This window comes from Streptomyces sp. NBC_00663, from assembly GCF_036226885.1.
GTDB lineage: Bacteria > Actinomycetota > Actinomycetes > Streptomycetales > Streptomycetaceae > Streptomyces.
In genome coordinates this window covers 2247597-2263206 of the sequence record NZ_CP109027.1, presented here as the reverse complement: position 1 = coordinate 2263206, position 15610 = coordinate 2247597, and the positions used below count along the sequence as shown (strand labels likewise).

Sequence of the window (15610 nt, the reverse complement as noted above, 5' to 3'; positions counted from 1 at the left end):
GGCACACGTCGTCCTTCCGCGTCGCGCCCGCGGGGGAACGGGCGGGGGAGGGGAGCGGGGGTGGAGCGGAGTACGGAGACACACAGGTGCGGTACGGGGACGAGCGAAACGTGCCCCGACCGCGTGACCCCCGGGTGTCCGAGAGCCGAATGACCGGGGATGAATCAAACAATCCATACCCATGTTGACTTCCGGCTGAACCAACCAGAAGAATCGCGAAGGTGACCCACGCAGCGCACACGCCCGAAGGCCCCCTCCTCCCGTCCGACCTGGACGAGGCGGCCCACCGCTGTCTCGTCGCCGGGTTCGACGGCACCACGACCTTCCCCGACACCCTCAAACGGCTGATCGACCGGGGTCTCGGCGGGGTCATCCTGTTCACCCGCAACGTGCGCGACGCCGAGCAGGTCCGTGAGCTCACCGACGCGCTGCGGGCGATCCGGCCGGATCTGCTGGTCGCCATCGACAACGAGGGCGGCGGCATCGGACACCTGGTGGCGGCGGGCGCGCCCGAGGTCCCCGGCTCCTACGCCCTCGGTGTCGCCGACGACCCCAACCTCACCGCCCGCTGCGCCGACGCCCTCGCCGGTCATCTGGCCACCCTCGGCATCACCGCCTCGTACGCCCCCGTCGCCGACCTCCAGCACCGGCCGGACAACCCGATCGTGCGCACCCGCTCCTTCGGCGCCGGCCCCGAGGCCGCCGGCCGTCATCTGCGCGCCTGGATCACCGCCACCGAGGGGCGCGGCATCGCCTCCTGCGCCAAGCACTTCCCCGGCCACGGCGGCACCGAGACCGACAGCCACCACGGCATGGCCGTCGACCCGCGGCCGTACGACGAACTCCTCGTCGACCTCGAACCGTTCCGCGCCGCCGTCGCCGCGGGCGTGCCGATGCTGATGAGCGCGCACGTCGTCTACCCCGCCCTGGACGCCAACCGCCCCGCCACCCTCAGCCGCCGCATCCTCGGCGACCTGCTCCGGCACGACCTCGGCTTCGACGGCGTCCTGGTCAGCGACGCGTTGGAGATGAAGGCGATCGCCGATCAGTACGGCGAGGCGGCCGGGGCGCGGATCGCGCTCGCCGCCGGAGCGGACCAGGTCATCGTCGCCGTACCGGATCTGGAGGTGACGCTCGCGTGCCGGGACGCGGTCCTCGACGCGCTGGGCTCCGGGGTGCTGCCCGAGGACCGGGTGCGGGAGGCGGCGGAACGGGTGCGGCGGCTCGCCGAGCGGTACGCCACCCCGGCGGGTGCGGTCGCCGCCTGGGACGCGGAGGCGGGCCTGGACGCCGCACGCCGCGCCGTACGGCGCTGCGTGAGCGGCCGGGATGTGCCGTCCGCGGTCCGCGGCGCCCATGTCGTCGACCTGTTCCCGCCGCCGCACCCCGCTCTCAACTGGGGCGGCGAGGACCTGTTGACCCCGGTCCTCGCCCTCGACCCCACGGCCGCCGGTACGGCCGTCACCGGCGAACCGGCCGACCCCGCCGCCCTGGTGGACGGCATCCTGAGCGGCGACCGGCCCCTCGTCCTCGCCACCTGCGACGCCGGCCTGCACCCCTGGCAGGCCCGGCTCCGCGACGCCCTCCTGGCCCGGCGCCCCGACGCGATCCGCATCGACACCGGGCTGCCGGAGGGCGGCGACCTCTGCTCGTACGGCCGGGGACGGGTGAACCTGAGGGCGGTCGCGGAGGCGCTCACCGGCTCCTGACCGATCAGGACAGTCGTACGACTTCCTTGATGCCCCGCGCGGCCAAATACCCCTCGTCCTCGGCTCGTTCGGCCAGTACCACCGCCGGACGCACCCCGTCCTCCGCCCGCATCCGCATCCACGCCTCGAAGTACTCCCCACCCGGCCCGGACACCGACCGGGTCCCCGGCGTGCAGTCCAACACCAGGGCGGTGTCACGGGGTTGGGCGGTGTGGGGCTCGGTGACGGCCTCCGCGAGGGCCTCGGCGATCGGCTTCGGGCGGCCAGCCGCGTCGAACAGGCCCAGCGTGTACTCGAGTTCGGGGAAGTCCGCGAGCGAGCGGTCCACGTCGTGGGAGCACCACCAGGTCACGCCCCACAGCCCCGCGCACTCGGCCGCGTTGCGCACGGTCGCCCGCGCGAACTCCGGGGCGTCGGACGCCGGGATGTGCGGTTCGGGCGCGCCCGTCTCCTGGACCCACACCGGGCGGGCCGGATCGGTGGCGTACGCCTTCGCCAACTCCGTTCCGTACTCGGCGAGATGGTGCACCTGAGGGGAGCGCGGCCCGTAGCGGCGGGCGCAGTCGCCGGAGAACACCCAGGGGTGGACGGTGGTCAGATCGCCCTTGCGGGCCGAGGCCTCGGGGGTGAAGGGGTGGTCGTCGCCGTACCAGGCGGCGTCGTAGGCGGAGTGGGTGACCAGTCCGTGCGGGCCGAGTCCGTCGCGGGCGGCGGCCAGGAGCGTGTCCAGGTAGTGGTTGACCTCGGCCGCTGTCACCGGGTTGTGCTCGACCAGGTTGTTCAGCTCGTTGCCGAGCTGGAGGCCGATGAGGTGGGGGCGGCCGGTGAGGGCGCGGCCGAGGGTGCGCAGCAGGTCCGCCTGGGCCGTGATGGCGTCCGGGTCGGTGAAGACGTTGCGGTGGTGCCAGCTGCGGGTCCACTCCGGGTAGAAGTCGAAGCTCGACAGATGGCCCTGCACGCCGTCCACCAGGACGTCGAGCCCGGCCTCGCCGGCCAGGTCGACGAGGCGTACGAGCTGGTCGACGGCCGAGGTGCGGATGTGGGTGCGGTTGGGCTGGAGCAGCGGCCACAGATGGAAGACCCGGACGTGGTCGAGCCCGAGGCTGGCTATCTGTGCCAGGTCCTCGCGGGCGCGGCCCGGATCGAAGTCGTACCACGCGTGGAACCAGCCGTGGCGGGGCGTGTAGTTGACGCCGAAGCGGAGCGTACGGATGGGATCCTCCTCGGGCCGGGGCCTTGTCCTGCGCGAATGTATCAATCACCATAGTCGTCGATGGGTAATGATTTGAACCAGGAATCGAAAGGGGAATCGGTGCGGGAGCAGGGACCGGTGCGGGACGAGGAGCTGGTCGTCGGCCTCGACGCCGGCGGCACCCGTACCCGCGCGCTGCTCGCCCCCGCACGTGCCCCCGGCGCCGAGGGCGGGCGCGTGCTGGGCGAGGGCGCGGGCGGGCCGGGCAACGCCCTGACCGTGCCGCCGGCGCGGCTCGTCGAGCACCTCGCCGAGGCGCTCGCCGCCGCTGTGCCCGCGTCCGCGCGCGACAGGGTCGTCGCGGTCGCCGGAGGCTTCGCGGGCGCCACCTCCGCCTCACCCGACGACCCCGGTTCCGTCCGCGCCCGCACCGCCCTCACCGCCGCACTGGACCGCCTCGGCATCCCGGCCGGGCACCTCGGCATCTGGAGCGACATCGAGGCGGCCTTCGCCTCCGCCCCCGGCACCCCCGCCGACGGCCTCGCCCTGGTCGGCGGCACCGGCGCGGTCGCGATGCGGGTCACCGGCCGCCGCGCCACGACCACCGTCGACGGCGACGGCTGGCTCCTCGGCGACGAGGGCAGCGGCTTCTGGATCGGACGCGGCGCGGTACGGGCCGCGTTGCGCATGGCGGACGGCCGGGGCCCGGCGACGCTGCTCGCGCACAGCGTCGGGCGGGCGCTGGGGCTGCCGGGTGCGTGTCTGCCGTACGACGCCTGGAGCCGGGAAGAGCGCGAGGCCTACCGCATGCACCTCCTGCCCGCCGTCATGGCCGAACCCCCCATCCGGCTGGCCCGGTTCGCCCCGCTGGTGGCCGAGGCGGCACGGGAGAAGGACGTCGTCGCGCTGACGATCCTCGACGAGGCCGCGGCCCATCTCGCCGACGCTGTACGGGCGTTGAAACCCCAACCGGACGAACGGATCGTCGCCACCGGCGGTCTCCTCGGCCCCGCCGGCCCCCTGACCTCCCGCCTGAACACCCTCGTACCCACCCTCGACTGGGTCCCGGACGGCTGCCAGGGAGCCGTGGCCCTCGCCCGGCTCGACCACGGACATCACCTGTGACCACCACGTACCGCGACCCCGCCGCCCCCCTCGACGCCCGTGTCCACGACCTTCTCGCCCGCATGACCCCGCGCGAGAAGGTCGGCCAGCTCAACCAGCGCATGTACGGCTGGGACGCCTACCGCCGCACCCCCGACGGCCGCTTCGAACTCACCGACGCCCTCCGCGCCGAGACCGACCGCTTCGCGGGCCTCGGCGCCCTGTACGGCCTCCAGCGCGCCGACGCCTGGTCCGGCGTCGACCACGGCAACGGACCCGGCGCCGAGGACGCCGCCGCCCTCGCCGACCTCGTCCAGCGCCACGTCGTCGAGAGCAGCCGCCTCGGCATTCCCGCGCTGTTCGTCGAGGAGGTCCCGCACGGCCTCATGGCCCTGGACGGCACGGTCCTCCCCGTCAACCTGGCCGTCGGCGCCACCTGGGACCCGGCGCTGTACGAGCGCGCCGCCGCCCACGCCGCCGCCGAACTGCGCGCCCGTGGCGGCCATGTCGCCCTCGTCTCCGCTCTGGACATCGCCCGTGACCCCCGCTGGGGCCGTACCGAGGAGTGCTTCGGCGAGGACCCCTACCTGGCCGCCCGCCTGACAGAGGCGCTGGTGCACGGGATGCAGGGGAAGGGACAGGGCGAAGGCGGACTCTTCGCTCCGGACAAGGCCCCCGTCGTCCTCAAGCACTTCGCCGGACAGGGCGCCACCGTCGGCGGTCGCAACTCCGCCGAGTCCGAACTCGGGCTCCGTGAACTCCACGAGATCCACCTCCCCGCCGCCCGCGCAGGCGTCCGTGCCGGAGCGGCCGCGGTCATGGCCGCCTACAACGAGGTCGACGGCATGCCCTGCTCCGGCAACCACGCCCTGCTCACCGAACTCCTCCGGGCGAAGTGGGGGTTCGAGGGGCTGGTCATGGCGGACGGACTGGCCGTCGACCGGCTCGCCCGCATCACCGGCGACAAGGTCTCCGCGGGTGCGCTCGCGCTCAACTCCGGTGTGGATCTCAGCCTTTGGGACGAGGGGTTCACGCATCTGGAGGAGGCCGTGGAGCGGGGGCTGGTCAAGGAAGCGACCCTCGATGCCGCCGTCGCCCGCGTCCTGCGCCTCAAGTTCCGCCTGGGACTGTTCGATCGGCAGCGGCCGACGCCCCCGCCGCCCACCGGCGGCAGGACCCTCAGCGCCCACCTCGCCCGCGCCGCCGTCACCCTCCTGGCCAACGACGGCACCCTCCCCGTCGGCACCCACGTCTCCCGTATCGCGGTCCTCGGCCCCCAGTCGGCCACCACAGCCCACCAGTCGGGTGACTACACCGCCCCCCAACGCCCCGGCACCGGAAGCAGCGTCCTCGACGCCCTGCACCGCCTCGCCCCGCCCGGCGTCGACATCCGGCACGCCCGTGGCTGCGCCCTCACCGGCGACGACCGCTCCGGCATCCCCGAGGCGGTCGCCGCGGCCGCCGCCTCCGACCTGGCCGTGCTCGTGCTGGGCGGCAGCAGCGCCCGTACACCGGAGACCGACTTCGCCGCCAACGGGGCGGCCCTGAACGCCGTTTCGGAGATGACCTGCGGCGAGGGCGTCGACCTCGCGGAGCTGCGGCTGGGTGCTGCTCAGTACGCGCTGCTGGACGCCGTCGTCGCGACGGGCACCCCCACGGCGGTCGTGCTGGTCCAGGGCCGCCCGCATGTCGTACCCGACACGGCCGGCGCGCTCCTCACCGCCTGGTATCCGGGCCCCTGGGGCGGCGAGGCGATCGCCGAGGTGCTCCTCGGACTCGCGGAACCCGGCGGCCGGCTCCCTGTCTCCGTCCCGCGCTCGGCGGCCCAACTCCCCGTCTACTACAACCACAAGGACACCGAGTACGGCGGCTACGTGGACGTCGACGCCGAGCCGCGGTACTCCTTCGGGCACGGGCTGTCGTACACGAGCTTCGCGTACGGGGTGCCGAGTGTGTCCGGCCGTACCGTCACCCTGGACGTCACCAACACCGGGGAGCGGTACGGGCGTTCGGTCGTTCAGGTCTATCTGCGGCGCCTGATCGCCGCCACCTGGCCGCGCACCCTCGAACTGTGTGCGTTCGAGGGTGTCGGCCTGGAGGCGGGTGAGCGTCGTACGGTCACGCTGACGCTCGACGGTGAACTGACCGGCCTGGTCGAGGTCCGCGTCGCCGAGTCGGCGCGGGCGGCGCTCACCGCCGTGCCCGTCCGAGTCGACCTCAGATCTTGACGGCTCCCGACGAGACACCCTTGTAGAACCACCGCTGCGTGATCACGAACAGCACCAGCACCGGGATCACGGAGATCACCGAACCGGCCATCACCATCCGCTGGTCGTAGCCGAACGACGACGACTGGAGTCGTGAAAGGCCCAGTGTCAGCGTCATGTTGCCTTCCGAGCGCAGCACGATCAGTGGCCACAGGAAGTCGTCCCAGGCGCTGATGAAGGTGTTGATGACGACCACCATGATCGCGCCCCAGGCGGAGGGCAGATAGAGGTGGCGGAAGCGCTGCCATTCGTTGGCGCCGTCGAGCATCGCCGAGTCCTCGATCTCGCGCGGGACCGCGAGGAACGCGCCGCGCATGAGGAGGACGTTGATGGCGCCCACGAAACCGGGCAGCCACACGCCCGCCAGGCTGTCGACCAGGCCCAGGTCGCGGATGCTCAGGAACAGCGACACCATGATCGACTCGAAGGGGAACATCATCGAGGCGATGAGGACCACCCAGACCGCCTTGCGGCCCTTCCAGCCGGGCTTGGAGAGCATGTAGCCGGCCGTGGTGGAGAAGACCAGCTGACTGGTGATCGACAGGGCGACCACGATCAGGCTGTTCCTGATGTACGACCACACCGGCACCTGGTCGAAGACCGTGCGGTAGGCGCGCAGGGTCGGGTGGTGCGGGAGCAGGGTGGCGTCCGCGCCGAAGACGTCCTCGCTCGTGCTCTTCAGGGAGGCCAGCAGCTGCCAGACCAGCGGGCCGACCGTGAGGCCGAGGACGAGGAACAACAGCAGGTAGCGGACGACGAGTTCGCGCGGTCTGCCGTAGTCGCCCCAGCGGGGCAGCAGCCGGCGGCGCTTCTCCACGGCCGTCGTCACGACTCGTCCTCCTTCGTCAGGCGCTGCGCCAGCAGGGTGAGCCCCAGCGTCAGCGCGAACAGGGCCACGCTGACGGCCGAGCCGTAACCGGCGTTGCCCGTGATGGGGTCCAGGCCGACGTCCCGGATGTAGAACGGCAGGGTGCGGTCGGCGCCGCCGGGGCCTCCGGTGGAGCTGCCGAGCATGTAGATCTCGGTGAAGACGCGGAGCGAGCCGATGCCGGTGAGGGTGCCGACGAGCATCATGGCCTGGCGTACACCGGGGATCGTGATGTGCCAGAAGCGGCGGACCGCGCCGGCGCCGTCCATCTGGGCCGCCTCGTGCAGTTCCTTGGGCACGTTGCCGAGGGCGGCCAGGTAGAAGACCATGTACCAGCCGAGGCCCTTCCACAGGGTCAGGCCCATGGCGGACAGCAGGATCAGCCAGGAGTCGGACAGGAACGGGATGGCCGACCTGATCAAGTGGGCTTTCTCGAGCCAGGTGTTCACCAGCCCGTCGTCCGCCAGCAGCCACTGCCAGCTCAGGCCCACGACCACGCTGGAGGCGAGCACCGGCGTGTAGAAGGCGGAGCGGAAGAAGCCGATGCCGGGGAGGTTCTTCTCCACCAGCACGGCGAGCAGCAGCGGCAGCAGTACCATCAGCGGGACGACGATGACGGCGTACAGGACGCTGTTGCGGGTCGCCAGCCAGAAGTCGGAGTCGTCCAGCATCCGTGTGTAGTTGTCGAGTCCGACGAAGCTCGCGGCGCCGCCCAGCGGCTTGGCGTCCGTGAACGACAGCAGCACGGTGTTGAGGAACGGGAAGACCCCGAAGACCACCGCGCACCCGATCGCGGGTGCCGTCCACAGCCAGGGCAGCCACCAACGCCGGTACATCGCCGCCCCGTTGGCCCCGGCGGCCGGGCCGGGCAGCAACGCCCGGAGGCGGGAGGGGGCCGGGCCCGGCACAGATGGCTTTGTACCGGGCACCGGAACCGGCTTCGTGATCTGAACCGTCACCGTCAACCCGCCTGCTTCAGCAGCTCGTTGGCCTTCTCCTGGGCGTCCTTGACGGCGTCGGCCGCGCTCTTCTTGCCCTGCATGGCCAGCTGCACCTGCGACACGATCGCGTTCTGCACGGCCGGGGAGAGGTTGGTCTGGTTGGTGCTGGCCGTCTTGAGCTGGTCGGCGACGAGCTTGCGGGCCTGGGAGAACGGGTCGCTGCCGGTGACGTTCTGGAAGAACGGGTCGTTGAGCGACTCGGTGGTGGTCGGGAAGATCACCACGGCCGGGTCCTTGCACCAGGCCGTCTGGTTCTCGGCGTTGGTGAGGAACTCCGCGAACGACAGTGCCGTGGGCGCGTTCTTGCTGGTCGCGGCGACCGATATGTACTGCGGGGCGCCGGCGGAGGCACGGCCGAGCGCGTCGTAGGGCTGCTGGCCGACGGCCGTCTTGTCGTACACCGACGGGCTGTTCTGCTTCACGAACCGCACGAAGCTCGGGTTCGTCGAACCGTAGGCCACCTTGCCCTGGCTGTAGAGCGTGGACGGGTCGTTGCTGGAGGACAGCGAGTCCTTCGGCATCGCGCCCGCCTTGTACAGCTTCGCCATCCACGCGACCCACTGGGTGGTGCGCGGATCGTCCCCGAACACGGCGGACTTGCCGTCGCTGGACAGGACCTTGATGCCCATCTGGTCGAAGTCGGACGGGATGCGCCAGATCGGGTTGGCCATGGTGGCGTAGAACTTGCCGTCGCCCGCCTTGGCGACCTTCTCGTAGTCGGCGAACAGCCCGAACAGCGTGGTCGGCGGCTTCGCCGGGTCGACGCCGGCCTTCTCCAGCAGGTCCTTGTTGTACGTCAGGACGACGCCGCCGGTGTACCAGGGCAGCGTGGTGTGGATGGCCTTGCCGTCGGCGTTCTTGAAGGTGCCGGACTTCCAGAACGACGGGACGAAGGGCTTGGACGCGTCCGGGTCCTTGGTGCCGACGTCGAGCAGGTAGCCGGCCTTGGTGAGGGCCGTCGCCGTCGGCGCGTTGACGTTGATGACGTCCGCCAGCGTGCAGGCCTGGGCGTCGGCGACCGTGCGGCTGGTGAAGGTGTTGTCGCCGGGGTCGTCGATCCACTTGACCTTGGTGTCGGCGTGGGCCTTCTCGAAGTCGGCGATCACTCCGTTGAAGAAGTCCCCGAAGTCTTTCTTCAAGTTGGTGGTCTGGAAGGTGATCGTGCCCTTGACGTCCCCGGTCAGCTTCCCCGACCCGACGTTGCCCTTGTCGACCTTGCAACCGCCCGCCGTGGCGTCCCCGTCCCCGGAACCCCCGCCCGACAGGCCGCACCCGGCGGCCGTCAGCGTCAGGACCGCGAGACAGGCAAGGGATCCGGTCAGTCTCTTCGCACGCATGAACTGTCCTCTCGGCTGGTTCAAATCACCAACTTGGACTCTGATTGATGAAAAGGTGGACCAGAATTCATCGGAGGTCAATGGTTTGCCGTGTTGCGTTTGGATGCCGTTCTCGAGGCCGGCTCAGTGCCGGTGCTCGTGATCGGGGTGGGACGGGTCGCCCGGGTGCTCGTGTCCCGGCGCGTACGTCACTTTGGCCCGGGCCCGGTCGAGCCAGTCGAAGAAGGCGCGTTGGCCTGCGGCGCGGCGCAGCTCCGCGGTGATGCCGTCGCGGGCGCGCTCGTACGGTACGAAGTCCGCGTCCGTGGCCCCGTGGAAGGGGTTCACACCGCGCCTGAGGGCGTCCGGGGTGAGGTAGCGGTCCCGGTTGCGGGTGTAGTACTCCCAGGCCGCCTCCTCGGGGACGGGTTGCTCGCGCTCCAGCTCGGCCAGGAGGGTGCGGGCGGCGGGGGAGTGAGCGAGGGCCGTGGCGACGATGCTGCCCAGGTCGGCCACGTCGGACTCGGCGACGAGGGTTGGTGAGGCCTCGGGTGGGGGTTCGAGGCCTCGGGCGGCGCAGGCCCTGCGGGCGAGTTCGTCGGTGACGACCACCTGGGTGGCCCAGCGGCGGCGTTGTCTTTCGTCGCGGGCTCGGCGGTCGGAGGGAGGTGCCGCGGTGTGCCGGTGGGTGTGTGCGACTTCGTCGTGGCCGGTCGCGCCCCGCGGCGGAGCCGCACATTGATACAGCCCCGCGCCCCTTACGGACGTGGCCCAGCCGGCGCTTTTCAGGAAGGCCTCTATGCGTGCCTCTGGGATCGGCTCGCCATGTACTACAGCGGCATCATGCTCCGTCACCGCGTCACCTCCAGCTCCACCGCCTCCGTATAGGCGACACAGCCGTCCCATCCGACCTTTGCCATCAGCCAGTACGAACCCGGTGGCACCGCCGAGCCGTCCACCTCGATCACGCACTCCAGCTCCTGCCCCGCCGCCACGGTGAACCCCTGGAGGCCGGGTCGGACCCCCGCCCAGGTGCCCCACGAAGACACCGCCCACAGCTGGCCGCTGATCGCGCCGAGCGTGGTGTTGCGCAGTCTCACCGGTACGAGGACGCGCTCGCCCCGCCTCACGGAAACCCGCTCAACTCCCAAGTCACACACCAGCGTCGGCCCCGCCGGAGGCCCGCCCGGCACATCCAGGGCCACGACGTCCTCGTACGTCTGCCCGCCATACGTCAGCCGGGCCGCGAGCCGGTGTCTGCCGGGCTCGGCGTCCGGGGGCGGGGTCACCGTGACCTCGGCGAGGGAGAAGCCGCCGGGGCCCAGCGCGTACGGGAGTTCCGCGGGTTCGGCCAGCCAGCCGGGCGGGACCTCGAAGGTCACCGTGCCCGACACGGGGGCGTCGGTGAGTTCCGAGGCGATGCGGACCGTTGCCGTGACGGGCCCGGAGACGGTGAGGGCGGTGGGGGAGGCGTACACGGTCACCGGCATGTTGCCGCGCGGCGCGGGACCTGAGTTGTGGAGCCAGTAGCGGGTGTGGATCGGCTGGGCGGGCTCGTGGGCGGCGATGCCCTGATCCGGTGACGCGGGTGCCGCTTCGGTGGGCGTGGCCAGGACCGTCGCCACTTCGAAGCCGTTGAGGGCGACGTCCAGGACGCCGTTCGCGTCCGGCGCCAGCGGTTCCCCGGGTGTCTCCAGTACGTCGGTCCGGGCGCCCTCGGTCCAGCCGAGGGGCCCGCGCACGCGTGCCCGCACCTCCCGTCCGTTCACCTCGTGCATCCGGATCACGATCCCGCGTCCGGGGTCCGCCCGCTGCACGCTGCCCCGGGCGAGCGGTGAACCGGCCGGCTTGAGGGCGTCGAGGAGGACCTCGCCCGCGGGCTCCAGTTCCAGCAGCGCGCCCCTGCGGGGCAGTACGGGGGCCTCGGCGGCAGTGCGCAGACGCGCGGTCAGGGGGTGGTTGAACTCATGCCCCCGGGCCGGGAGTTCGCCGTCGCGCCAGTCGCCCTCGCCCGCCACGACGGCGTACTCGAAGGTGTGGGACCAGCGTTGGAGCTGGAACCCCGAGCCGTCGGGGGTCGTGCGCCGGGGCGGGTCGACCCAGATGCCGGAGGGCCAGCCGGTGCAGGAGCGCATGAGGGACATGTAGAGGTCGCCGGAGGTGGTGACGACGCATCCGGGCGTGCCCCGGTTGAGCACGGCGAAGCTTCGGCCGTCCCAGGCGTCGCCCGGCGGAAGGGCCTCGCCGCCGCCCGCCGCCGTGGCCGTCACCGTGAAGTCGTCGAGGTCGGCGATCAGCGCGTCGACCGCCTTGGCGCCGTCCCCGGTGTCCGCGACCACCAGCAGCGGCAGCCGTTCCAGGTCCCGCAGATCGGCGCCCGGTATCCATTCCTCGCGCAGCGAGGCACGCGGCGCGACCCATACGGCCGCCACCCCCGACTCGGCGAGCTGGCGCCGGAGTTCACGTCCGGCGGCCGGGTCCATGGCGAGGGCCTCGGCGACCACCGAGTTGTGGTCGGGGCCACCGACGGCGATGCGGAGGTCGGGGAGGTTGGAGTCGACCTCCAGGTCGCCGTAGCGGGGACCGCCGGCGATGGTCGAGGTCGCGGTCACCCCGGCGCGCACGAGGGCCGCCGCGAGGGGCGCGCCCAGCTCGCCGGCCGCGTCCCAGTCGACGTACACCAACTCCGCCACGCCCACCGACCGTTGACCGAGCAGCCTGCCCGAGTCGTCGTGCACGGCAACCCTCGCGGTCGAGCCCAGGCCGAACCAGGTGTTGGCCGGGTTGTCGAGCGTCCACGGGAACTGTTCGCTGTCGACCTCCACGAACCCGAACCCGCGCCCGATCACCGCGTCTGCCACCTCGTGCACCGGCAGCCCGCCGCGCACGTCGGACGGCCAGCGCACCCGGATCAGCCGGTCGGCGCCGTCGTAGCCGTCGACGGTGGTGGAGACGTCGAGCCGGTCGACGCCCTTCCACAGGGTCAGTTGCTGGGTGTAGCGGAAGAGGCCGAGGTCGGCGCGGACGGTGATGCGCTGTCCCGCCGCCGAGTGCTCGACATCGATGTCAGCCGTGACGTCCCTGCTCCGCGCGGCGGTGACGCCGGTCGGGGTGAGGTGCCAGGGGCCCTCGCCGAAGCGCGGATGCCTGGAGTACTCCTCCTGGACGACGAGTTCGTTACCGAGGTCACCGGGGCGCAGCAGCTCGCGGCCGTCCTGGCGCAGACTGCTGACGCCGCCGCCGCGCGATGGGTCGACGGTCACCTCGTAGAACTCGTTGCGGATCGTCGTCCCCTCCCCGGGCGCCCACCCGGCCACCGAACCCTCGGCGAGCGGCAGGGCTTTGAGGCCGAGGCCCGGCACCTCCGGTACGACGACCCGGAGTTCGCCGTCCTCCTCCCGCACGGCGGGCAGCGGCAGACCGGTGTCGTCGAGCGGGACCAACCCGGGGTCGGGGACGGCGAGTACGTCCCGGCGCTCGCGGGTGGCCGCGTTGAAGACCACCAAGTCGGCGGCGGAACCCGGGAGTTGAGCGACCCGCCGGGCCAACGCGTCCGTCGCGTCGGCGTGCACCGCCCGCGCCAGGTCGTACAACTCCCGCCAGCCGGTGAGCAGGTCGATGTACACCTGGTCCGACTCGGAGCCGGTGATCGCGTCGTGATGGGCACCGTAGATCAGCTGCCGCCACGCCTTGTCCAGCGCCGCGTCCGGGTAGGGGTGCCCGGCGACGAGGGAGGCGAGGGTGGCCCAGGCCTCCGCGTCGGCGAGGAGCGTCTCGCCGTACCGCTGGGCCTGCTTGGTGTCGATGTAGGAGACGTCCTTGCCGGTGTAGACCGGGTTCATGTCCCGGGTCTGCGGCGAGGCCCTGCGCCCCTCCGTCTCCAACTCGGCCCGCACCGCGGCGAAGAAGTCGCGCGGGATCGCGCTGACGAACCGCGGCCAGACGTACCGCTCGTTCCAGTCCCGGTGGATGCCCATCACCCACCGGCACGGCGGCGCGTAGTCCCCACCCACCGGAAGCAGCACATTGCGCGTGAGCGCGACCTTCTTCAGACCCCGGAACAGCTTGAAGGCGGCCTGTTCTGCTTCCGGCAGGGTGGGAGCGTTGTCGATGGCCCAACCAGCGCCGTAGTGGTTGACCATGTAGGCGGTGAGGATCCCGCGCCCCGAGGGGGCGATCCAGTCGAACTCCGCCGGGAACTGCATGCGTCGGGGATCGCGCGGCTCCTCGCCGAAGACGGAGAGGGTCGGACCCCACTGGTGGAACGGCCCGCGCGCCCACGAGCTCGACGTGATCCCGGCGTCCGCCATCAGCCCCGGGAACTGCGGATCGTGCCCGAACGCGTCCAACTGCCAGGCGGTCTCGGGGGACGACCCCATGATCCCGCGCTGGTATCCGTCGCCGTACAGCGCGTTGCGTACGGTCGCCTCGGCGCCGGTGAGATTGGTGTTCGGCTCGTTGTAGGTGCCGCCCATGATCTCGACGCGGCCGGTGCGGATCAGCTCACGCAGGAAGGCGCGCTCCTCGGGGAAGGAGTCCCAGTACGGCTTGAGGTAGTCGACCTCCGCGAGCACGAAGGTGTACGCCGGGTCGCGCCGGGCGAGATCGCAGTGCGCCCGCACCAGGCTCATGCCCGACTGGCCGCGCGAGTCGAAGGTACGGGCCGGAAGACCGGTCGAGGCCGGGTCGTCGGCGACGTCCCAGGTCTCGGTGTAGGCGGCCTGGGTGTTCCACCAGACGGGGTCGTAGTGGAAGTGGCTGACCATGAACATGGTCCAGCCGGGTTCGGCGGCGGTGAAGGGGGCGGTGCGCCGGGCGATGTCCGTGCCGTCGGTCGCGGTCACCGTGACGTGCTCGCCGTCGCCGGTCACGGGTATCTCGGCGCGTGCGGTGCCGTCCTCGCCGACGGTGGCCAGGATCTCCCCGACACCCCGCACGCCCGGGCCCTCGGCCGTGAGGCGGACCTGGCGGCCCGGGACGTGCTCGATCTCGGCGACCACCACCTGGTACGGCTGCTCGGCGGTGCCGACGAAAAGCTCGGTCGGCTCGACAGAGGTGACGCGCATGGGTCTCCTACGAGGATGCTCGGCGGAGCCCCATCCTGGCATCGCGAGGATGATTCAAACAACCATCTTCAGTTATCTCTGGTGGTTCATCCATGCAAAACCGGCTTGGTTCGACGGGGTCAGCGGCCCCGCCGCCCCTTCACCGCGTGCTGCGGAATGATGTGGTCGGTCAGCGCCAGCGAGGTGCTCGCCCGCTGGTAGGAGAGCTGGGCGACCCGGACGTAGAGGCAGTCCAGCAGTACCAGGACCGAGTGCCGGCCGCCGATGCCGGTGAGGAAGTTGGTCTCCGAGGCGGACGAGATCAGCCGGATGTCGGCGGACTTGGCGAGTGACGAGCGCGGGTCCGACGTGATCGCCACGGTCGTCGCGCCCCGCTCCTTGGCCAGCTCGAACGGCTCGACCGTCTCCCGGGTCGCCCCGGAGTGCGAGATGCCGACGGCCACGTCCGCCGGGGTGAGCAGCGCGGCGGAGGTGGTGGCCCCGTGCACCTCGGTCCAGCCGCGCACCGCGCAGCCGATCCGGAACAGCCGCGTCTCCGTCTCCTGCGCCACGGCCCCGCTGCCGCCGACCCCGTACACGTCGATGCGCCGGGCGCGCGCCACCGCCTGCGCGGCGCGCTCGATCGCGTCGAGGTCGATCCGGTCGATGGTCTGCTGCACCGCGCGCAGGTCCGCGTTGCCCACGACCTGCACGACCCGCTCCAGCGAGTCGTCGGGGGAGATGTCCGGGCCGATCTCGGCGGTGCCCCAGTCCGAGGCCTGGCCCCGGCCGCGCTCCTGGGCCAGTTCGATCAGCAGATGCTGGTAGGAGTCGAGCCCGATGGCCCGGCAGAAGCGGGTCACGGTGGCCTGGGAGGTGCCGGTGCGGCGTCCCAGCTCGGCGGCCGAACAGTGGGTCACGGCGGCCGGATCCTCCAGGATCAGCTCGCCGACCTTGCGCAGGGAACCGGCCAGCCGGGGCAGCTCGGTGCGGATCAGTGTGGTGACGTCCGTCGGGGGCATGGGGAGAAGGTACCAGCCACCGCCTGAACCCCACCTTGAATACCAGGACCGGATCAGGGGGCCACTGAACGGCCATTGAACGGGGC

Annotated in this window: 10 protein-coding genes; 3 read left to right on the top strand and 7 right to left on the bottom strand. The window is 71.7% G+C overall.

The features are described 5' to 3' along the window. Positions 1-221 precede the first annotated feature (221 nt). Positions 222-1709, top strand: a complete 1488-nt coding sequence (locus OG866_RS10160; protein ID WP_329333506.1) for a glycoside hydrolase family 3 N-terminal domain-containing protein — start codon at positions 222-224, stop codon at positions 1707-1709. A gap of 4 nt (positions 1710-1713) precedes the next feature. Here the strand turns inward: OG866_RS10160 and OG866_RS10155 are convergent, their stop codons facing one another. Then, entirely contained in the window at positions 1714-2967 is a 1254-nt protein-coding gene (locus OG866_RS10155) for a glycoside hydrolase 5 family protein (protein WP_329333504.1), read from the bottom strand. A gap of 54 nt (positions 2968-3021) precedes the next feature. Between OG866_RS10155 and OG866_RS10150 the strand changes: the two genes are divergently transcribed. Both OG866_RS10150 and OG866_RS10145 read left to right on the top strand, forming a co-directional pair. After that, the gene (locus OG866_RS10150) at positions 3022-4026 is read left to right on the top strand and encodes an N-acetylglucosamine kinase (protein WP_329333502.1); all 1005 of its coding nucleotides are present in this window, start codon (positions 3022-3024) and stop codon (positions 4024-4026) included. Next, a complete protein-coding gene (locus tag OG866_RS10145; protein WP_329333500.1) occupies positions 4023-6233 on the top strand; it encodes a glycoside hydrolase family 3 N-terminal domain-containing protein in 2211 nt (736 codons plus the stop codon). Before OG866_RS10150 ends, OG866_RS10145 begins: the two co-directional genes overlap by 4 nt. On the opposite strand, the gene OG866_RS10140 is transcribed toward OG866_RS10145, so the two are convergent. From OG866_RS10140 to OG866_RS10115, 6 genes are all read right to left on the bottom strand, one after another. After that, positions 6223-7101 carry a carbohydrate ABC transporter permease gene (locus tag OG866_RS10140; protein WP_329333498.1) on the bottom strand — a complete coding sequence of 293 codons (879 nt, stop codon included), beginning with the start codon at positions 7099-7101 and terminating at the stop codon, positions 6223-6225. The genes OG866_RS10145 and OG866_RS10140 overlap by 11 nt on opposite strands. Continuing rightward, on the bottom strand, positions 7098-8099 hold the full coding sequence (locus tag OG866_RS10135) for a carbohydrate ABC transporter permease (protein WP_443063513.1): 1002 nt from the start codon (positions 8097-8099) through the stop codon (positions 7098-7100). Before OG866_RS10135 ends, OG866_RS10140 begins: the two co-directional genes overlap by 4 nt. Before the next feature lie 2 nt (positions 8100-8101). Beyond that, positions 8102-9478, bottom strand: coding sequence for an extracellular solute-binding protein (locus OG866_RS10130; protein ID WP_329333496.1), 1377 nt, complete (start codon positions 9476-9478; stop codon positions 8102-8104). Positions 9479-9601: 123 nt separating this feature from the next. Then, complete coding sequence (locus OG866_RS10125) at positions 9602-10312, bottom strand: peptidyl-prolyl cis-trans isomerase (protein ID WP_329333495.1); 711 nt, start codon at positions 10310-10312, stop codon at positions 9602-9604. Next, positions 10309-14523 (bottom strand): NEW3 domain-containing protein, encoded by a 4215-nt coding sequence (locus tag OG866_RS10120; RefSeq protein WP_329333493.1) that lies wholly within the window; start codon positions 14521-14523, stop codon positions 10309-10311. Before OG866_RS10120 ends, OG866_RS10125 begins: the two co-directional genes overlap by 4 nt. Before the next feature lie 119 nt (positions 14524-14642). Then, a complete protein-coding gene (locus OG866_RS10115) occupies positions 14643-15524 on the bottom strand; it encodes a MurR/RpiR family transcriptional regulator (protein WP_329333491.1) in 882 nt (293 codons plus the stop codon). Positions 15525-15610: the final 86 nt, after the last annotated feature.